Below are 19,345 nucleotides of genomic sequence, written 5' to 3'. Positions count from 1 at the left end.
AGAAACGACTCAGATGACTAAGTCTCAGATCCTTTCTCAAGCTTCAAGCTCGATTCTTGCTCAAGCGAAGCAAGCTCCGAACTCGGCACTTAGCCTACTAGGTTAATCGATTAAAAAGCCACGTTGACTATAAGCGTCAACGTTAGGCTTCCACAAATTAGCTCGTGGTGAGAGATGAGCGCTAAACAGACCCAGCTTCGGCTGGGTTTTTTATTGCCTGCAATTTGGAGAAGGGGGGAGTTTTGGTGTTGGTCGTTGATTGGAAAGCGAGATTCCCTATCACGCTCGCTCCTCACTGTAGGGAGTGACGGGAATTGGGAAATGATGGTTTCCTCGCTTACTACATCGAAGCAGTCTTTCGTCACCCCAGAATCGAGTAGAACGAGATATCAGGGATCTCTTCTGACTTTATATTCAACACTACGCTCATTAACTTAAATAATGGGGCAACTTTAGCGAATGTCGCCCTATTAATTGAAGCCCGATCACACTTTCCTTTGTTGTTGAAAAGAATATGAAAAAAAGCGCATTTTTTATTAAAGCTTCTAATTAAGGCGCCGTTAAAGGGATTGAGAGAAATGATATGTACCAATGTAAGGTGAGAGAGACACTGGTGCATAAACAAAATTGACATGTATTAGTGTGAGGTGAGAGTCACATAAGTACATTAAAAAATGCCTAAAGGAGATCAACTATGGCGATTAATGTAAGCACAAATGTGTCTGCAATGACGGCTCAGCGCTACCTAAATAGCGCGGCTGAAGGTACTCAAAAATCAATGGAGCGTTTGTCTTCTGGCTATAAAATCAATAGCGCAAAAGATGATGCTGCAGGCCTACAAATCTCTAACCGCTTAACGTCGCAAAGTCGTGGCCTAGATATGGCTGTGAAAAACGCGAATGACGGTATCTCTATTGCACAGACAGCTGAAGGTGCAATGAATGAGTCAACCAACATTCTGCAACGTATGCGTGACCTTTCTCTTCAATCTTCAAACGGTTCGAACAGCAAATCTGAACGTGTTGCGATCCAAGAAGAAGTCTCTGCTCTAAACACAGAACTTAACCGTATCGCTGAAACGACCTCTTTTGGTGGTAACAAGCTTCTGAACGGTACTTACGGCAGCCAATCTTTCCAAATCGGTGCTGACTCAGGTGAAGCAGTAATGCTATCTATGAGCAACATGCGTACTGACACTCAAGACATGGGTGGTAAGAGCTACGGCGTTACAGAAGGCAAAGATGCTTCTTGGCGTGTAGGTGCGGGTGCTGATTTAACAATCAAATACAACGATAAGTTTGGTGAAGCGCAAGAGCTATCTATCTCTGCTAAAGAAGGCAACGATATTGAAGAGCTAGCAACTTACATCAATGGTCAAAGCCAAGACGTTAAAGCGTCTGTAGGTGAAGGCGGCAAACTGCAACTTTTCGCTTCAAGCCAAAAAGTTGAAGGTGATGTTGAGTTTGGCGGCAGCCTTGCGGGCGAACTAGGTATCGGTGCTGGTAAAGACGTTACCGTTAACGATATCGACGTAACTTCTGTTGCAGGTGCAAACGAAGCAGTATCTATCATTGATGGTGCTCTAAAATCTGTTGATAGCCAACGTGCTTCTCTAGGTGCTTTCCAAAACCGTTTTGACCATGCAATCAGCAACTTAGACAACATCAACGAAAACGTTAATGCGTCTAAGAGCCGTATCAAAGATACCGATTACGCGAAAGAAACAACAGCTATGACGAAGTCTCAAATCCTACAACAGGCGAGTACTTCTATCCTAGCTCAAGCAAAACAGTCACCATCAGCAGCTCTAAGCTTATTGGGCTAAACTTACCTCGGTAAGTAACGGTAAACTCTACTCTGGGTAGAGTTTTACTGTTGGCTCATGAAGGATGGAGGGAGAGTGTTATGGAAATACCATCTAACGCATCGAACATCCAGCCTTATGGCTCACCTAATGGCATTAAAATTGCAAGCGATGAAGGTAGTAGTGCGTCGAGCATTTCACGGCTGAAAGAAGCAACCTCTTATGGCAAGGTAGAGAAATCGAAAGAAGAAGCTACCGAAGCTGCGATTCAATTAGCTCAAGAGAGAAAAGAGTTAAATGATGAAGAGCGAGTCAAGATGGTGGAGAAGGTAAACGAGTTTATCTCCTCTCTCAATAAGGGTGTTGCCTTTAAGGTCGATGAAGAATCGGGAAGGGATGTGGTGACTATTTATGAAACCACAACCGGTGATATTATTCGCCAGATCCCTGATGAAGAAATGCTTGAAATTCTAAGACGCCTAGCAGCCCAAAACTCGAATAGTCGAATATTTGAGGTGAAGGTTTAAGTCGTATTATTGAGGTGATTTAATGAGTTTTGGCCCAATGGGGATTTCGTCTGGCATGGATATCAATTCCATGGTCAGCAAAATTGTTGATTCGGAGCGTGTACCTAAACAGCAACGAATCGACAATGAACGAACGCGAATCGATACCAGCATTAGTGCCTATGGAAGACTCAGAGAATCCCTTGATTCGATGAAAAACCTGATGACAAACTTTCGTCAGGAAAAAGCTTTTGCTGTGCGAACAGTGGAAAGTACCGATGAAGCGCTTGTCTCTGCAACCGCGACTACCGAAGCGATCGCTGGCAAATATGCCATCGATGTGTTGCAGCTTGCCCAAAGCCATAAAGTGGCTTCTGATGTACTGTCAGAGGACATGAAATTTGGCCCAGGTAAGCTGCAGGTTTCGCTTGGTGATGACAGCTTTAACGTGCAAGTTGGCGACAGATCGAGACTTATCGAAGTTGTTCGTGGTATCAACGGTGCAGATAGCAACCCAGGCGTTCGTGCATCTATTATCAATGATGTCGAAGGTCCAAGACTTATTATTGCCTCGAACCAGTCTGGTTCAGATCAGCAGATCAGCATTAATGTTGAGTCAGATGCTGCCAATCCCTTAAAAAAACTCGAATACAAAACGCTTGAAGAACGTGTTAAAGCGCTAGAGAAAGCGCGCGTTGCTGCTCAAGATATTCTAGCTCTAACCCCTGCAGGAAAAGCCGTTGAACTCATCGATGAAGTGATCGCTAGCGATGACCCAAATGCGAATGAAACACTCGATAAAGATGGCAATATCATCCCAGCAGCCCAAACCGATTCTACTTCAGATGTTGACGGAGACTCTAAAAGTCTCAGCTACGGTGAGCAAGCAGCCGCCGACGGCCAAGCCGCCCTAGACGCAGCTCAAGCGGCAAAGTCTGTGATGCCTGAAGATAATATCCCTGGCTGGACTGAAACCGCGTCAGGCACGCTTTTAGATTCTTACTACACACCAGAACTTGAGCTTGATGAAAAAGCGATAGAGAAGGCACCCGATGTGCCGGGGTGGTCAAATGCTGCCTCAGGTACTCTGACCGATTCATACGTGACACCGAAAGAAGCCCAACAAAAGCTTGAGGCTGAGCAAGCGCGTATCGAAGAGAAGATTTCACAAGAAAAAGCGGAGTTGGCTGAGAAAGTTCAAAAAGGCGAACTCACCGCAGAGCAAGCCAAGAAAATTGAGCGTGCCAAATTAGAACCCGAAGAGCGCGAGCTCTTAGAGAAGGTCGATAAAGCGCAAGCAGATCTTGAACAAGCACAGCAATCTTTTGATACCTATAGTGGAATGACTGAAGTTCAGGCTGGCCAAGATTCTATGGTTGTCCTAGATGGTGTTGCTCAACTCTCTAGTAATAACAATGTGATTGAAGATGCCATTGAAGGTATTGATATTACGGTGAAAGGAAAAACGCCAAAAGATAAGCCGCCGGCAGAAATTGGTGTGGAGTACGACCGTAATAGTGTTCGCCAAGACATTGAAGCTTTTGTTAATTCTTATAATCAGTTTTACCAAGTGTCTAAAAACTTGGCGGGTGTTGACCCAACGACTGGCCAAAAAGGCCCGCTGTCTGGTGACAGTACCGTGCGTAACGCCGACTCCCGATTGAAAGGGGTGTTCTCATCAAGTATCGAAGGTGCGCCAGACAATCTAAAGTCTTTGACTGAATTCGGTATCACCACCACAAGACAAGGCTCGCTAGAAATCAACTACGATATGCTTGACCGTCAACTCAACAATAACTTTGATAAGTTGGGTGAGTTCTTTGGTGGCAACAACGGTTTCGCCAAAAAAGTGGAAGATGCGATTCAAGGTATCACAGGTATCACGGGTTCAATCCGTACTAGAGAAAAGAGCTTGGTCGAGCAAAACTACCGTTTGGTTGATGACCAAAGCGCGCTCGACCGCCGCATGGACAGCCTAGAGAGCCGTACCCACTCTAAGTTCACAGCCATGCAAGATGCGACCAGTAAGATGCAATCTCAGCTGGGCAGTATGATGAATGCGTTGGGCTAATAGATGAATAGCCAGCTACAAGAGCTTTGTGAACTCGATCAACTAATTATCTCTAAACTGGAATTTAGTGAAATTAATGCTGAAGAAATAACGCAGCTTGTCGATAACAGAGAACAGTTATTGCAAAACGTGCTTCAAATAATCGACTCACATCCCGACGTTAAGCAAAGTTCTGAATGGTTTGAAGCCATTACCAGAACCAGAAAATTAGTCGAATTGATGCAGTCTGAGACGAGTCGAGTAGGTAAGACCCTACATAAATACCGTCACGGCGCTAAATCAGTTCAACAATACAAAAAGTTTTTATAGAAGAGGTTTACTATGCGCGGTTCTTTACAGGCATATAAAAAGGTATCAGTGGATAGTCAGCTAACGGCTGCCTCACCGCATAAGATTGTGCAAATGCTAATGGCTGGCGCGATCGAGCGTTTGATCCAAGGTAAAGCGGCAATGCAAGCGGGCAATATACCGGTGAAAGGTGAGCGACTAGGTAAGGCTCTAGATATCATTATTAGCCTACGTAGTTGCCTATCTATGGACGATGGTGGTGATATTGCGAAAAACCTAGATCAACTTTATGAGTTCATGATCACGCAAATTTCTGCGGCAAATCACAAAAATGACCCACAGCCTATTGATGATGTTATCGATATTATTCGCGAAATTAAGAGCGCTTGGGACCAAATTCCGAACGAATATCACAACTTGACGTCCGCTGACGTAGGTATTTAAAGAAAAATTGCAGTTTTAACCAATCTCATATCCCTTAATTGGTTGGTTGCCTTATTTTTTTAATCAAATAAAATAGAAGCCATTAGATAGCCTAATGGCTTTTTTCGTTGCTGATTTCCTAAATTTGTCCACGTAGACCATAATCATTGATACATCTCACTGTTTTATAGACTACGTTGCTCACCGTTTTTCCGCATCGCACCAAAATAAAGGCAATAATTCCTACTTATGCAAGGTTTGGCAAAACTGCTTGTCGTCGACGATAACGCTCAAGATCGTCACAATTTAAGCACAATATTAGAGTTTGTAGGAGAGAGCTGCGAAGTAATCAGCTCTGAACAAGCACGTAAAGTTGACTGGTCACTACAGTGGGCCGGCTGCATTATTGGTACCATTAAAGGTAAAGGCTTCAACGCATTACTGAATGAGAAGCTTGTTCACGCCAATCACATCCCTTTACTGGTGATTGGCAAAAACAATCACCCGGTTGACGAGTTGACTAACTATGTTGGTGAGCTTGAACTTCCTCTTAACTACCCGCAATTAAGTGATGCATTAAGACACTGTAAAGACTTCTTAGGCCGCAAAGGTGTTCAAGTTGTGTCTTCGGCACGCAAGAACACCCTGTTTCGCAGCCTAGTAGGACAAAGTGCTGGCATTCAAGAAGTACGTCACTTAATTGAACAAGTCTCTTCTACGGAAGCGAACGTGCTGATTCTTGGTGAATCTGGTACAGGCAAAGAAGTCGTAGCGCGTAACATTCACTATCACTCTAAACGTCGTTCAGGGCCTTTTGTTCCTGTAAACTGTGGAGCGATTCCACCTGATTTGCTTGAAAGTGAACTGTTTGGTCATGAGAAGGGCGCATTTACTGGGGCGATTACCGCACGTAAAGGCCGTTTTGAATTGGCTGAAGGTGGCACACTGTTTCTTGATGAAATTGGCGATATGCCGATGGCGATGCAAGTTAAACTGCTACGAGTACTGCAAGAGCGATGCTTTGAGCGTGTAGGTGGCAATAGCACCATACAAGCTGATGTTAGAGTGATTGCGGCAACCCACCGCAACCTTGAAGATATGATCGACGATGATTCGTTCCGTGAAGATCTTTACTACCGCTTAAATGTATTCCCGATTGAAATGCCGGCACTTCAAGACCGTAAAGAAGATATTCCACTGTTGCTTCAAGAGCTGATGACTCGAATGGAAGCGGAAGGCAGCATGCCTATCTGTTTCACGGCTCGTGCTATCAACTCTTTGATGGAGCATTACTGGCCAGGTAACGTTCGTGAACTAGCGAACCTGGTTGAACGAATGGTTATCTTGTATCCAAACAGCTTGGTTGATGTGAATCACCTGCCAACTAAATATCGATACAGCGATATCCCTGAGTTCCAGCCAGAGTTTAATAGCTTTGGATCTGAAGAGGAGCAAGAGCGTGATGCACTTGCTGACTTATTCTCAGAAGATTTCAGTTTTGATCAGCAAGATGATATTGCCGACAATGCTAATGCGCCTCAAGAGTTACCGCCAGAAGGGGTTAACTTGAAAGAGCTACTCGCGGATATGGAAGTGAATATGATCAATCAAGCGTTGGAAGCGCAGGGCGGCATTGTTGCTCGTGCTGCTGACATGCTTGGAATGCGTAGAACCACTCTGGTTGAAAAAATGCGTAAATATAACTTGCAGCGATAGTGTCCAGTTTTCGATGAAAACGAAAAACTAGCACACACTTTTTAGCTATTTGGTAACTCTAGCTAAGTGAACAGATAAACCATAGTCGAGTTGTTGCTTGCTTAACTATGTGATAAATATAGCAAATAGCCTGACTCGTGTTGTACGTCTCAGGCTGTTTTAGTATTTGAGGCAAATTTTTGACATGCGCGTATCTAACGAACCAGAAAATCAATCACACCTAGATTCTGTTGAACAGCAGGTTGAGCGCTATAAGCAAGTACTCGACGTGATGCCAGCAGGGGTTATCTTGTTAGATACACACGGCGAAGTGAGAGAAGCGAACCCTGAAGCGCATCGTATTCTTGGTGTTGAGTTGGTTGGCGAGAAGTGGTTTTCAGTGATTCAAAGTGCCTTTGACCCAAAAGACGATGACGGTCATGAGATCTCATTGAAGAACGGGCGAAAAGTGCGTTTGGCGATTTCAGCCTCTACCACGGGTCAGCTGATTTTGATTACCGATCTGACCGAGACCCGACTATTGCAGTCTCGCGTGAGTGATCTTCAGCGTTTGTCTTCATTAGGTAGAATGGTGGCCTCGCTTGCCCATCAAGTGCGAACGCCGCTTTCAAGTGCGATGCTGTATGCATCAAACCTTGCCGCGCCAAATCTGCCGCCGGCAACAAAAACGCGTTTTCAATCTAAGCTTATGGATAGATTGCATGACTTAGAGAAGCAAGTGAACGACATGCTGTTGTTTGCCAAAGGTGGTGACAACAAAGTCGTTAAGCCATTTACTGTGGCTGAATTGATCACTGAATTTCACCCTATGGTGGAAGCGGCATTGAAAACTAACCAGATTGATTATTGCCAAGAAGTTGAGGGCGAACAGACACAAATGTTCGGCAACGCCAATGCTATCGCCTCAGCGTTAAGCAACCTAGTGTTGAACGCGGTTCAAATTGCGGGTAAGGAATCGCAGATCGATGTGTTTTTTAGGCCCGTAAATGGCGAGCTTAAGATATCAGTGCAAGACAGTGGCCCCGGCGTACCGAAAGAGCTTCAAGGTAAAATAATGGAACCCTTCTTTACCACTCGTTCACAAGGTACAGGTCTAGGCTTAGCGGTTGTACAAATGGTATGTCGAGCACATGAAGGCCGACTGGAATTGATATCAGAAGAAGGCGACGGCGCATGCTTTACCATGTGTCTACCGCTTGAAAGAAGTGCTTCTTCTGAAGACTAATAAGTTTTAACTGAATTTACACTGGAGAATCCTATGGCTCAAAGCAAAGTGTTAATCGTCGAAGATGATGAAGGTCTACGCGAAGCCCTTGTCGACACACTCGCGCTTGCTGGCTATGAATGGCTGGAAGCGGATTGTGCGGAAGATGCTCTGGTCAAATTAAAATCGAACTCCGTTGATATTGTCGTATCTGACGTGCAGATGGCGGGCATGGGTGGCTTGGCACTATTGAGAAACATTAAGCAGCATTGGCCAAATTTGCCGGTATTGCTAATGACAGCGTACGCCAACATCGAAGATGCCGTTGCTGCAATGAAAGAGGGCGCTATCGACTATATGGCAAAGCCATTTGCGCCAGAAGTGCTGCTCAACATGGTCAGCCGTTATGCGCCTGTAAAGTCGGATGACAACGGCGACGCTATCGTTGCTGATGAAAAAAGTATCAAGCTAATGATGCTGGCTGATAAAGTTGCGAAAACCGATGCCAACGTCATGGTGTTGGGCCCGAGTGGTTCTGGTAAAGAGGTGATGTCTCGCTACATTCACAATGCTTCTAGCCGAAAAGATGGCCCGTTTGTCGCGATTAACTGCGCGGCGATCCCAGACAACATGTTAGAAGCGACCCTGTTTGGTTATGAAAAAGGCGCATTTACTGGCGCTATTCAAGCTTGCCCGGGGAAATTCGAGCAAGCGCAGGGCGGTACAATTCTGTTGGATGAGATCAGTGAAATGGATCTTAGCCTACAAGCCAAACTACTGCGTGTTTTGCAAGAGCGCGAAGTTGAGCGATTAGGTAGTCGTAAGAGCATCAAATTGGATGTTCGTGTATTAGCGACCAGTAACCGAGACCTTAAACAGTATGTTTCTGAAGGGAATTTCCGTGAGGATTTATACTATCGTTTGAATGTATTCCCAATTTCTTGGCCACCACTGTGTGAGCGAAAAGGTGATATTGAGCCTTTAGCTAAGCACTTAGTTGAGCGTCATTGCACCAAACTTGGTATGCCTGTACCGGTTATGTCAGCGCAAGCGATCAGTAAACTCGTCAATTATCCGTGGCCGGGCAATGTTCGCGAATTAGACAATGTGGTACAGCGTGCGTTAATATTGAGCGAACAAGAGAACATCTCTGGTGAGCACATTCTTCTTGAAGGTGTCGATTGGCAAGACGCAAGCAGCCTACAACAAATCGTTGAAGGCACTGACGTAGCTGCGCCAGAAATCAAGCCGATTGCCGAAGCAAACCCAATCAATAAAATCGCGGCTAGCAGCGAAGGGTTAGGTAATGAGCTTAGAGATCAAGAGTATGCGATCATTCTTGAAACCCTGATTGCATGTAATGGTCGACGCAAAGATATGGCTGAAAAACTGGGTATTAGCCCTCGTACACTGCGTTACAAGTTGGCTAAAATGCGCGATGCTGGAATAGATATCCCAAACTGAGGATAGATTAGTAGTGTCAGCTTTCTGACTAGTGTAATACGATATCTAGTCAATTTAATGTGTGGCACGCTAATTGCTCTGTCAATAATATAGCTAAATAGATAGTCATAATTTTGACTCCTGAGGTAGTAGATGAGAATAGATGGTTTACAAGGCGAAATGCAGGCGATGATGGTCGAAGCTGCCAGCGCGCGTCCCGCAGCAACGGGGCAAGCGGTCGGTGCAGATTTTGGCAACATGCTGACTAATGCCATCAATAATGTGAACTCATTACAAAAGACTTCAGGTGATCTTCAAGCTCGTTTTGATAGTGGCGACCAAAGCGTATCCCTATCGGACGTGATGATTGCTCGTAATAAATCTAGTGTGGCTTTTGAGGCGACGATCCAAATTAGAAATAAATTGGTCGAATCGTACAAAGAGCTGATGAATATGCCGGTATAAGTTGGGTAGTTAAATAGTGGCAGATAATAGTCAAACAACAGATTTAACCGTAAGCGATAGCAACGACCACGCACTGATTGCAGGCTCTGAGCTAGACGGAGAAGGGCAAAATCCCGATCTAGGTGAACGCAGTTCATCGAAGTTCGATATGGCTGTCGGTGATCTCGATTTACTTCGTCAGGTCGTCTTAGTCCTTTCTATCTCTATCTGTGTAGCGCTGATTGTGATGCTGTTTTTCTGGGTAAAAGAGCCAGAAATGCGTCCACTAGGAGCTTACGAAACAGAAGAGTTGATTCCCGTTCTTGACTACTTGGATCTGCAAAAGATCGAGTACACGCTTGAAGGCAACACCATCTCAGTACCGGCTAGTGAGTACAATTCTCTGAAGCTCAATATGGTTCGAGCGGGTTTGAACCAAGAGCGAAACGCGGGTGATGACATCCTCATGCAAGACATGGGCTTTGGTGTATCACAACGTTTAGAACAAGAACGCCTTAAATTAAGCCGTGAAAGACAGCTTGCCAAAGCCATTGAGCAGATGAAACAGGTGCGTAAAGCTCAGGTTTTATTAGCCCTGCCGAAGCAGAGTGTTTTTGTACGCCATAATCAAGAAGCTTCCGCTTCCGTATTTCTAACCCTCAAAACCGGCACTAATCTCAAGCAGCAAGAAGTCGATTCTGTTGTGGATATGGTGGCAAGTGCTGTTCCGGGAATGAAAACCTCACGTATTACGGTGACCGATCAGCATGGCCGATTGTTGAGCTCAGGCTCTCAAGACCCTATGTCAGCGGCGCGCCGTAAAGAACACGAGTTAGAGCGCAATCAAGAACAAGCGCTGCGTGAAAAAATTGACTCTATCCTTATTCCTATTCTTGGGTTTGGTAACTACACCGCTCAGGTTGATATTCAACTCGATTTCAGTGCTGTGGAGCAAACCAGAAAACGTTTTGATCCGAATACACCAGCGACTCGAAGTGAATACACCTTAGAAGATTACAACAACGGCAATACGGTGGCGGGTATTCCGGGTGCATTGAGTAACCAGCCTCCAGCGGATGCCTCAATTCCACAAGATGTGGCTCAGATGAAAGACGGCGCGATGACAGGTCAAGGCTCTGTTCATAAAGAAGCGACCCGAAACTTTGAGCTAGACACCACCATCAGTCATGAACGTAAACAGAGCGGCACGGTTAACCGCCAGACGGTTTCTGTTGCGATCAAAGACCGCCAATCCTTGAACCCAGATACGGGTGAAGTGGTTCATACTCCAATCCCGGCGAGCGAGATCAATGCGATTCGCCAAGTACTGATTGGTACGGTGGGCTTTGATGAAACTCGTGGTGATTTGCTCAACGTATTAAGCATGCAGTTTGCACCTCAAGTAACAGATGTTGTTGCTGATGTGCCAATCTGGGAGCATCCAAACTTCAATGATTGGGTTCGTTGGTTTGCAAGTGCCTTGGTTATCATTGTGGTGGTGTTGGTACTTGTTCGCCCTGCAATGAAGAAACTGCTTAACCCAGCAGCAGACAACGATGAACAGATGTACGGACCTGATGGCATGCCAATTGGTGCCAACGGCGAAACCAGCTTAATTGGTGGTGATATTGAAGGTGGTGAGCTGTTTGAATTTGGTTCAAGTATCGACTTACCAAACCTTCATAAAGACGAGGACGTGCTGAAAGCAGTACGTGCACTTGTAGCGAATGAACCAGAGCTAGCAGCTCAAGTAGTTAAGAATTGGATGGTAGATGGCTAACGAAATAGTTCCACAACAAACTGAAGGCGGTGAAGTGCTTGATGTCTCTAGCGTGGATATCGGCTCTATCTCAGGCGATGAGCGCGCTGCGATCTTGTTGCTCAGTTTAAATGAAGAAGATGCTGCTGGTATTATTCGTCACCTAGAGCCAAAGCAGGTTCAGCGTGTGGGTAGTGCGATGGCGCGAGCTACAGACCTATCCCAAGAGAAAGTAGGCGCTGTGCACCGTGCTTTCTTAGATGATATTCAGAAGTACACCAACATTGGTATGGGCAGCGAAGACTTCATGCGTAATGCGTTAGTTGCTGCTCTGGGTGAAGACAAGGCGAATAACCTTGTTGACCAAATCCTTCTCGGCACAGGTTCGAAAGGTTTGGATTCGCTTAAGTGGATGGATCCTCGTCAGGTGGCGAGCATTATCATCAACGAGCACCCTCAAATTCAAACTATTGTGTTGTCGTACCTCGATGCCGATCAATCGGCTGAGATCCTGTCTCAGTTCCCAGAGCGAGTTCGTCTGGATCTGATGATGCGTATTGCCAACCTTGAAGAAGTTCAACCTTCGGCGCTTGCTGAACTGAATGAAATAATGGAGAAACAGTTCGCGGGTCAAGCGGGTGCTCAAGCTGCCAAAATTGGTGGCCTGAAAGCCGCGGCTGAGATCATGAACTACATGGATAACAACGTGGAAGGCGTCTTGATGGATCAAATCCGTGACCAAGACGAAGACATGGCAACACAGATTCAAGATCTGATGTTTGTCTTTGAAAACCTTATTGAAGTTGATGACCAAGGTGTTCAACGACTACTACGTGATGTTCCACAAGACATTCTACAGAAAGCACTTAAAGGTGCCGATGAAGGTTTACGTGAGAAGATCTTCAAGAACATGTCTAAACGTGCTGCCGATATGATGAGAGATGATATTGAGGCGATGCCGCCAGTCAAAGTCTCTGATGTTGAAGCGGCTCAGAAAGAGATTTTGGGTATCGCGAGGAAGATGGCAGACAGTGGCGAAATTATGCTGTCTGGTGGCGCCGACGAGTTCCTTTAATACAGAAATCTCAAAAGCCCCACACTGTTGGGGCTTTTCTTTATCCAATCTCGAACCACAGATTAACTCAGTTTAACTGCTTGAATTCACAATACAGTTAAGCCACTCATAGATAGGTACTGATATGTCAGGTGATAGAAAACGCGGCTTCCTTCGCCCTGAAGAAGATAATACGGTTGCCCAACCTCAGAAATGGGGGCTGCCTGACTACACCTCTGACGTGAGCAAACAAGCCAAAGAAACCGCTTTTAACTACGACCCTAGTTGGATACCAACGGTTGAAGAAGCCATTGAAGATGAAGAGCTGGTTCTGACTGAAGAGCAAATCGAGCTGATTAAACAAGGCGCTTATCAGGAAGGGCTGCATCAAGGCCAAGAGGCGGGCTTTAAGCAAGGCTATGAAAAAGGCAAAGAAGAAGGTTTTGCTGCCGGTCACGAAGAAGGCAACGAAGCCGGCAAGCTTGAAGGCGTAACCGCGGGTCAAGAGTACATTCAACAGCAGGTGGCCGTCTTCATGGGGCTGGCAAACCAGTTCGCTCAACCATTAGAGTTGATGAACGCTCAGGTGGAGAAGCAATTGGTCGACATGGTGCTTACCATGGTTAAAGAAGTGGTTCATGTTGAAGTGCAAACCAACCCACAAATCATATTAGATACCGTTAAAGAATCGGTAGAGTCGTTGCCGATTTCTGGTCACGCAATCACATTGAAACTCAATCCGGAAGATGTGGCGATCATTCGCTCTGCGTATGGCGAGACTGAATTGGACTGCCGTAATTGGACGCTGGTCGCAGAGCCAGCACTCAACCGTGGTGATGTACAAATTGAAGCGGGTGAGTCGAGCGTTAACTACCGCATGGAAGATCGTGTAAAGAACGTTATTCAAAATTTCTGCGGCGCAAATCGTCACCAAGGTCATGAGTAATGCTTGAGTTAGCGAATCGTCTCAGTCAGTACAAAGTCGAGGGGCTAAAATCGCGACCAATTGCCTCTGGTAAATTAGTACGCGTTGTTGGCTTAACGCTTGAAGCGACCGGCTGTAAAGCGCCAATCGGCAGTTTGTGTTTAGTCGAAACCATGTCTGGTCAGATGGAAGCCGAAGTCGTCGGTTTCTCTGGCGATAACCTATTTTTGATGCCGAGTGAGCAAATCACCGGGATCTTACCTGGCGCTCGCGTCACGCCAATGACTACCGAAAGTGGTATCCCTGTTGGAATGGAACTGCTCGGTCGAGTGATCGACGGCGTAGGTAATCCACTCGACGGTTTAGGTCCAATCTATACAGAGCAACGCGCTTCATTTAATGCGGAGCCAATCAACCCGTTAGCTCGTAAACCGATTTCTGAACCACTCGATGTCGGCTTGAAAGCCATTAATGGTTTGCTAACCGTGGGTAAAGGGCAACGTATCGGTCTGTTTGCTGGCTCTGGTGTCGGTAAATCCGTAACTCTGGGCATGATGACTCGAGGCACAACTGCGCAAGTAGTGGTCGTAGGCCTAATCGGTGAGCGTGGACGAGAAGTTAAAGAATTTATTGAAGAGATTCTTGGTGAAGATGGCCGTAAGCGTTCGGTTGTTGTTGCCGCTCCTGCCGACTCATCACCATTGATGCGCTTAAAAGGCTGTCAAACCGCGTTGGCTGTCGCCGAGTACTTCCGCGACCAAGGCTTAGATGTTCTGCTACTCATGGATTCATTGACCCGTTTTGCTCAAGCTCAGCGTGAAATTGCTCTGTCTGTGGGTGAGCCGCCAGCAACCAAGGGCTATCCGCCATCAGTCTTCGCTAAGCTTCCTGCGCTGGTGGAACGAGCAGGTAACGGCAATGATGAACAAGGTTCTATCACGGCTTTCTTTACCGTGTTAACCGAAGGCGATGACTTACAAGATCCGATTGCGGATGCGTCGCGAGCAATTCTCGATGGTCACGTTGTGTTATCTCGTGAGATGGCCGATGCCGGTCACTACCCAGCGATTGACGTTGAGAAATCCGTCAGTCGTGTTATGCCGCAAATCACTACTGAAGAACATGTCTTGATGTCGAAAGCGGTAAGGCAAGTGCTGTCTATCTGCCGTAAAAACCAAGATTTGGTGTCGATTGGTGCTTACAAGCCAGGAACGGATCCAGCAATCGATAGTGCCTTCACGTTGAAACCAAAACTGGATGAGTACTTGCAGCAGAAGATGAAAGAGACCGTCCCATACGACATGTGCGTCAACATGTTGAAACATGTATTGGGTGGCTAACGGGTGAATAAGGTTAGTCATGGATAACGCATTAGAATTTTTGCTCGATCAAGCCAAAGATCAAGAGAACCAAGCGGTACTTGCGCTCAACAAAGCGAACTCTGAGCTGCAAGGCTACTATGAGCAGGTTGCGCAGATTGAAAAGTATCGACTGGATTATTGTCAGCAGCTCGTTGACCGCGGTAAGGCTGGCTTAACGGCGAGCCAATATGGTCACTTGAATCGCTTCTTAACTCAGTTGGATGAGACATTATCCAAGCAGAGAGAAGCCGAGCACCACTTTAAAAATCAAGTCGACAACTGCCAAAACTACTGGATGGAGTTACGCAAAAAACGTAAATCCTACGAGTGGTTGATGGAGAAAAAGCAGAAAGAGAAAGCAAAGCTGCAAGATCAAAGAGAACAAAAGCAAATGGATGAGTTCTCGACTCTGTTATACAGCCGAAAGAAGATGTGATCCTAAGCCACGAACGACGTAGGTGCTGTTCTTGATATTGTGAGAACCGAACTTATAGGCATGTTTCTTGCTCCGTTTTATATAAAATTGCGCGTTATGCCCACCAAAGGCATGAAAAGCATCCGACTTTCTTTTTGTTGCCTGATTCATGGCAGCAAAGCTAGTAGATAGAGCTTGTATATATGAATGTTAGTCTTTCCTCAAATTCAGCGACCAACAAAATGTCATCGTTGTTGGACACCGGTTCTGCCTCTTCCAAGGTAGAAGAAACCGGCGACTCTAAAGGTTTCTTTGAGTCCTTTAAAGAAGCGCTCGGCTTTGAAGAAAGTGACAGTAAAGTCGCAGCAAAAGACACAGAAAGCACTGCGAAACCTGATACTAAACAGACATCTACCGAAGGTGAAGCGTCAGCCGAAGCGAGCGAAGCGCAAAGCAAGCAAGCAGCTTCAGAAGTAGAAGGCGAGAAAGCTGCTGATAAAACATCAGCAGAGGCTGCGTCTGGATCTGAGGCTCAGCTCAAAGCCAATTCGGGCACTGATAGCACTGTCGCTGATAAGACTGTTGCAGATAAGGCAGATGGTAAAGATGCGCAGGATACGACTAACGAGTCTAAAGAACATATTGCTCAATCCCAAACTCAGGGTCCATCAGCGGTAGATGGTGCTACGCAGGCATCGCAAGCCAATGCAGCGATGAGCGAAGGCAATAAATTGCTTGGTCAATTGGATGAGGCAAACAAAACCCTAAATCAAGCGCCAAACGGCAAAGGCTTGCCTCAGCAAGGTCAGGTAGAACAAGCCCAAGGTAATATCACCGGTGCTTCTGTTGCAGGAGTTTCCGTTACGGATAAGGCGACACAACAAGCTAAGGCTGCAAATCAGGAGAAGAGCCTTGAAGTCGATTCTGAAATCGCTGTACTTACCGGAGGTAAGGGTGTTTCTCAGCTAACTGATACTGAAATTCGACAGTTGATGGATAAAGGCGTCACTCCAGAACAAATTGAAGCCAGTATGAGCCGAGAGCTGAGCCAAAAGAATGCAGCTAGTGCGGTTGCTGCCGAGCAGAGCCAAGCATTGTCAGCCGTGGATATTGAACTGGCAAAGCAAGTAGATGCCCATACCAAAGCGCTAAACCAATTGAATGGACAAATCGAATCAGAGCAGTCTGTTGTCGATAGCTTGCTTGATAAGCAACAAAGTGGCGCTAAGTTGACGGTTGATGAGCAAGCCGCTTTGGCTAAAGCGACCTCTAACCTAGACCTGTTGAATCAACAGCTCGCTAACGTTCAACAACAAGTAACAGCTTTGCTAAGTCAAGCTCCGGCTGCGAACAGTGCGTCTGGTGAACCCACTGCTATCGATTGGGATAATACGGATTCAAGCGAAACTAAAGCCTTAGCTGCGGCAGCATCAACAGCAGCTGTAGCGACGGCTACACAACAAGTGTCAGCGCAGGCCGCTTCTCAATCAGCAAACAATGCTCTTACGGACAAGGCGGCAATGCTGCACGCCAATAATGCACATGCAGCCCAACAGGCCGCAGCTCAACAAGCTAATGTGGCTTCACCTCAGCAGCAAGCAACGTTGGATCCAGCTTTAACCGCGCAAGGAATGGCGATGAATGCAACGCCAGCTGCCACAAAAGCAGGCTCGACTGATACGCTTCTTAAAGCGGGCGCCGGTGCAGCAGCACTGTCTGGTTTGGGTAAAGCGGGTGCTAAAGAAGATTCTAAAGATTTGACCTTTGCTCAGCAGATCGCTTCTGCGGCTGGTGCACAAGGTACGGCAACGGTGGGTTCAGCACCTACGCGAGCTGAAATTCAAGCTGCTCAACAAGCGCCCTTACAGCTCACCAAAGAGCTAGCCAATGAGCAAGTGGCTGAAAAAGTACAAATGATGATGTCTAAGAACCTTAAGAACTTGGACATTCGTCTCGACCCACCAGAATTGGGCCAAATGAAAATCCGCATGACCATGAATAATGACGTGGCAAACGTGCACTTTACGGTGAGTAATCAGCAAGCGAGAGATGTGATTGAACAAACCTTACCTCGCTTGAGAGAGATGCTTGCTCAGCAAGGTCTGCAGCTTGCCGATTCGTCTGTTCAACAACAGAACTCCGGTCAGGGACAAGATAGATACAACAATGGTGAGCAACAATCCGGCGCTAACCGCACAAATGATACGCAAGGTGATGAAAACCTTGATAGTGACAGTAATCTTGAATTGAATGTCGCATCAAAGCGTGATGGAATTAGTTATTATGCCTAATATCAGGCTAAGAACGCTTGGTTAATAGAAAAAACCAGTTAATAAAAAGAACCATCAGTTAATCGCAAGAACAGGAAGTTAGAGTAAGATATGGCCGAAGAACAAGATGCACCTAAAGGGAAGAGCAAGCTCCTTATAATTATTATTGCCGTAGTTGTGTTACTGCTTGGTATAGGTGGTGCGCTGTACTTTTTCTTAGGTTCTGACGATAGCGCCTCTGAATCTCAGTCTCAGCCAGCAACGGCTGTGGTCGCTGCAGAGCCGGTTATGTATGTTAATATTCCTCAGCCCTTCTTGTTTAATGTGACAGGTGACAAAAAAGATCGCCTAGTTCAGATAAAAGCACAGCTCATGGTACGTGGCAGTAAGAATGAAGACCTGGCTCGTTACCACTCTCCACTTGTAGAAAGTACGCTACTGGCCACGTTCGCTTCGGCAACGGTTGATCAATTGCGCTCACCAACAGGCCGCGTGGAACTGCGTAATAAGGCAACAGAAGATATTAAAGCAAGCCTGGCTCAAGCTGTTGGCCAGCCTGTGATTGAAAAAGTGTTATTCACTGACTTCGTAATTCAATAGGTAATTTGTGACCGATTTATTAAGCCAAGACGAAATTGATGCGCTGTTACATGGCGTTGATGATGTTGAAGAAGTTGAAGATGTCTTAGAAACCGAAAATGACAATGCGGTCAATTTCGACTTCTCATCTCAAGATCGAATCGTCCGTGGTCGAATGCCGACCCTTGAACTTATTAACGAGCGCTTCGCACGTCATATGCGTATCAGCTTGTTTAATATGTTACGTAAAACGGCTGAAGTGTCGATCAACGGCGTACAGATGATGAAGTTTGGTGAGTACCAAAACACATTGTATGTACCCACCAGTTTAAACATGGTTCGTTTCCGTCCATTGAAAGGTACGGCACTCATCACCATGGAAGCTCGTCTGGTTTTCATTCTCGTAGAGAACTTTTTTGGCGGTGATGGTCGTTTCCACGCCAAGATTGAAGGTCGTGAATTCACGCCTACTGAAAGACGAATCATTCAGTTACTGCTGAAAATTGTTTTTGAAGATTACAAAGAAGCTTGGTCGCCAGTGATGGGGGTTGAGTTTGAATACTTGGATTCCGAAGTGAACCCAAGTATGGCGAACATTGTGAGCCCAACCGAAGTGATTGTTGTGAGTTCGTTCCACATTGAAGTGGATGGCGGTGGTGGTGACTTCCACGTTGTCATGCCTTACTCCATGGTTGAGCCGATCCGTGAACTGCTTGATGCGGGTGTTCAATCAGACAAGATGGAAACCGATGTTCGTTGGAGTACCGCACTGCGTGATGAGATCATGGATGTGCCCGTCAATTTCCGCGTGAATTTGCTAGAGCAAGATATTTCCCTTCGTGATCTGATGGAGCTGCGCCCTGGTGATGTTATCCCAATGAACATGCCTGAGCACGCAACCATGTTTGTCGAAGAACTGCCGACTTATCGTGTGAAAATGGGCCGTTCTGGTGAGAAGCTTGCAGTACAGATTTCGGAAAAAATTCAAAGACCACATGTGGTTAAAACTGATCTCGCTTTTCTAGGTAAAGACTTATTGTCTGAGCTCGAAAACAGTGATGATGACGACGAATAGTAAAATAG

General features: G+C 46.0%; 18 protein-coding genes. All 18 read left to right on the top strand.

Annotation, left to right across the window (positions count from 1 at the left end):
• Positions 1-106, top strand: a 106-nt coding sequence (locus AB4512_RS21455) for a flagellin (RefSeq protein ID WP_261380154.1), incomplete at its 5' end; no start/stop codon positions are given.
• Positions 107-694: 588 nt separating this feature from the next.
• Positions 695-1,825, top strand: coding sequence for a flagellin (locus tag AB4512_RS21450; protein WP_017066381.1), 1,131 nt, complete (start codon positions 695-697; stop codon positions 1,823-1,825).
• An 80-nt stretch (positions 1,826-1,905) separates the two neighbouring features.
• Positions 1,906-2,331 carry a flagellar protein FlaG gene (gene flaG, locus AB4512_RS21445; RefSeq protein WP_008218257.1) on the top strand — a complete coding sequence of 142 codons (426 nt, stop codon included), beginning with the start codon at positions 1,906-1,908 and terminating at the stop codon, positions 2,329-2,331.
• Between the two features lie 22 nt (positions 2,332-2,353).
• On the top strand, positions 2,354-4,381 hold the full coding sequence (gene fliD, locus AB4512_RS21440; RefSeq protein ID WP_372175611.1) for a flagellar filament capping protein FliD: 2,028 nt from the start codon (positions 2,354-2,356) through the stop codon (positions 4,379-4,381).
• A gap of 3 nt (positions 4,382-4,384) precedes the next feature.
• Positions 4,385-4,690 carry a flagellar protein FliT gene (locus tag AB4512_RS21435; protein ID WP_017060688.1) on the top strand — a complete coding sequence of 102 codons (306 nt, stop codon included), beginning with the start codon at positions 4,385-4,387 and terminating at the stop codon, positions 4,688-4,690.
• 12 nt (positions 4,691-4,702) lie between these two features.
• Positions 4,703-5,113 carry a flagellar export chaperone FliS gene (fliS, locus tag AB4512_RS21430; RefSeq protein ID WP_004736194.1) on the top strand — a complete coding sequence of 137 codons (411 nt, stop codon included), beginning with the start codon at positions 4,703-4,705 and terminating at the stop codon, positions 5,111-5,113.
• Between the two features lie 228 nt (positions 5,114-5,341).
• Complete coding sequence (locus AB4512_RS21425) at positions 5,342-6,808, top strand: sigma-54 dependent transcriptional regulator (protein WP_017064122.1); 1,467 nt, start codon at positions 5,342-5,344, stop codon at positions 6,806-6,808.
• Positions 6,809-6,992: 184 nt separating this feature from the next.
• Positions 6,993-8,033 (top strand): PAS domain-containing sensor histidine kinase, encoded by a 1,041-nt coding sequence (locus AB4512_RS21420; RefSeq protein WP_017060686.1) that lies wholly within the window; start codon positions 6,993-6,995, stop codon positions 8,031-8,033.
• Positions 8,034-8,066: 33 nt separating this feature from the next.
• A complete protein-coding gene (locus tag AB4512_RS21415; protein ID WP_017064121.1) occupies positions 8,067-9,476 on the top strand; it encodes a sigma-54 dependent transcriptional regulator in 1,410 nt (469 codons plus the stop codon).
• A gap of 132 nt (positions 9,477-9,608) precedes the next feature.
• The gene (gene fliE, locus AB4512_RS21410; RefSeq protein WP_017060684.1) at positions 9,609-9,920 is read left to right on the top strand and encodes a flagellar hook-basal body complex protein FliE; all 312 of its coding nucleotides are present in this window, start codon (positions 9,609-9,611) and stop codon (positions 9,918-9,920) included.
• 16 nt (positions 9,921-9,936) lie between these two features.
• Positions 9,937-11,679: a flagellar basal-body MS-ring/collar protein FliF gene (gene fliF / locus AB4512_RS21405; protein WP_372175609.1), complete on the top strand. Its 1,743-nt coding sequence runs from the start codon at positions 9,937-9,939 to the stop codon at positions 11,677-11,679.
• Entirely contained in the window at positions 11,672-12,733 is a 1,062-nt protein-coding gene (gene fliG, locus AB4512_RS21400; protein WP_017060682.1) for a flagellar motor switch protein FliG, read from the top strand. Before fliF ends, fliG begins: the two co-directional genes overlap by 8 nt.
• 124 nt (positions 12,734-12,857) lie before the next feature.
• A complete protein-coding gene (fliH, locus tag AB4512_RS21395) occupies positions 12,858-13,658 on the top strand; it encodes a flagellar assembly protein FliH (protein ID WP_372175607.1) in 801 nt (266 codons plus the stop codon).
• Positions 13,658-14,977 carry a flagellar protein export ATPase FliI gene (gene fliI, locus AB4512_RS21390; RefSeq protein WP_017060680.1) on the top strand — a complete coding sequence of 440 codons (1,320 nt, stop codon included), beginning with the start codon at positions 13,658-13,660 and terminating at the stop codon, positions 14,975-14,977. Before fliH ends, fliI begins: the two co-directional genes overlap by 1 nt.
• A gap of 19 nt (positions 14,978-14,996) precedes the next feature.
• Positions 14,997-15,434, top strand: a complete 438-nt coding sequence (gene fliJ, locus AB4512_RS21385) for a flagellar export protein FliJ (RefSeq protein WP_017631772.1) — start codon at positions 14,997-14,999, stop codon at positions 15,432-15,434.
• Between the two features lie 182 nt (positions 15,435-15,616).
• Positions 15,617-17,704: a flagellar hook-length control protein FliK gene (locus AB4512_RS21380; protein ID WP_372175605.1), complete on the top strand. Its 2,088-nt coding sequence runs from the start codon at positions 15,617-15,619 to the stop codon at positions 17,702-17,704.
• 90 nt (positions 17,705-17,794) lie between these two features.
• Positions 17,795-18,283 carry a flagellar basal body-associated protein FliL gene (gene fliL, locus AB4512_RS21375; RefSeq protein ID WP_017060677.1) on the top strand — a complete coding sequence of 163 codons (489 nt, stop codon included), beginning with the start codon at positions 17,795-17,797 and terminating at the stop codon, positions 18,281-18,283.
• A 7-nt stretch (positions 18,284-18,290) separates the two neighbouring features.
• Positions 18,291-19,337: a flagellar motor switch protein FliM gene (gene fliM, locus AB4512_RS21370; protein ID WP_017060676.1), complete on the top strand. Its 1,047-nt coding sequence runs from the start codon at positions 18,291-18,293 to the stop codon at positions 19,335-19,337.
• Positions 19,338-19,345: the final 8 nt, after the last annotated feature.

The organism is Vibrio sp. 10N.222.52.B7, from assembly GCF_041474275.1.
Lineage (GTDB): Bacteria > Pseudomonadota > Gammaproteobacteria > Enterobacterales > Vibrionaceae > Vibrio > Vibrio crassostreae_C.
Note: the sequence above shows the minus strand (reverse complement) of the source record. Positions and strands in the feature narration are given on the sequence as shown.

Bases quoted from the DNA above. Each gene is read 5' to 3' on its own strand.
- fliG (WP_017060682.1), top strand. From the start codon at position 11,672: ATGGCTAACGAAATAGTTCCACAACAAACTGAAGGCGGTGAAGTGCTT.
- fliI (WP_017060680.1), top strand. From the start codon at position 13,658: ATGCTTGAGTTAGCGAATCGTCTCAGTCAGTACAAAGTCGAGGGGCTA.
- flaG (WP_008218257.1), top strand. From the start codon at position 1,906: ATGGAAATACCATCTAACGCATCGAACATCCAGCCTTATGGCTCACCT.
- AB4512_RS21420 (WP_017060686.1), top strand. From the start codon at position 6,993: ATGCGCGTATCTAACGAACCAGAAAATCAATCACACCTAGATTCTGTT.
- AB4512_RS21425 (WP_017064122.1), top strand. From the start codon at position 5,342: ATGCAAGGTTTGGCAAAACTGCTTGTCGTCGACGATAACGCTCAAGAT.
- fliJ (WP_017631772.1), top strand. From the start codon at position 14,997: ATGGATAACGCATTAGAATTTTTGCTCGATCAAGCCAAAGATCAAGAG.
- fliL (WP_017060677.1), top strand. From the start codon at position 17,795: ATGGCCGAAGAACAAGATGCACCTAAAGGGAAGAGCAAGCTCCTTATA.
- AB4512_RS21435 (WP_017060688.1), top strand. From the start codon at position 4,385: ATGAATAGCCAGCTACAAGAGCTTTGTGAACTCGATCAACTAATTATC.
- fliH (WP_372175607.1), top strand. From the start codon at position 12,858: ATGTCAGGTGATAGAAAACGCGGCTTCCTTCGCCCTGAAGAAGATAAT.
- fliE (WP_017060684.1), top strand. From the start codon at position 9,609: ATGAGAATAGATGGTTTACAAGGCGAAATGCAGGCGATGATGGTCGAA.
- AB4512_RS21450 (WP_017066381.1), top strand. From the start codon at position 695: ATGGCGATTAATGTAAGCACAAATGTGTCTGCAATGACGGCTCAGCGC.
- fliD (WP_372175611.1), top strand. From the start codon at position 2,354: ATGAGTTTTGGCCCAATGGGGATTTCGTCTGGCATGGATATCAATTCC.
- AB4512_RS21380 (WP_372175605.1), top strand. From the start codon at position 15,617: ATGAATGTTAGTCTTTCCTCAAATTCAGCGACCAACAAAATGTCATCG.
- fliS (WP_004736194.1), top strand. From the start codon at position 4,703: ATGCGCGGTTCTTTACAGGCATATAAAAAGGTATCAGTGGATAGTCAG.
- AB4512_RS21415 (WP_017064121.1), top strand. From the start codon at position 8,067: ATGGCTCAAAGCAAAGTGTTAATCGTCGAAGATGATGAAGGTCTACGC.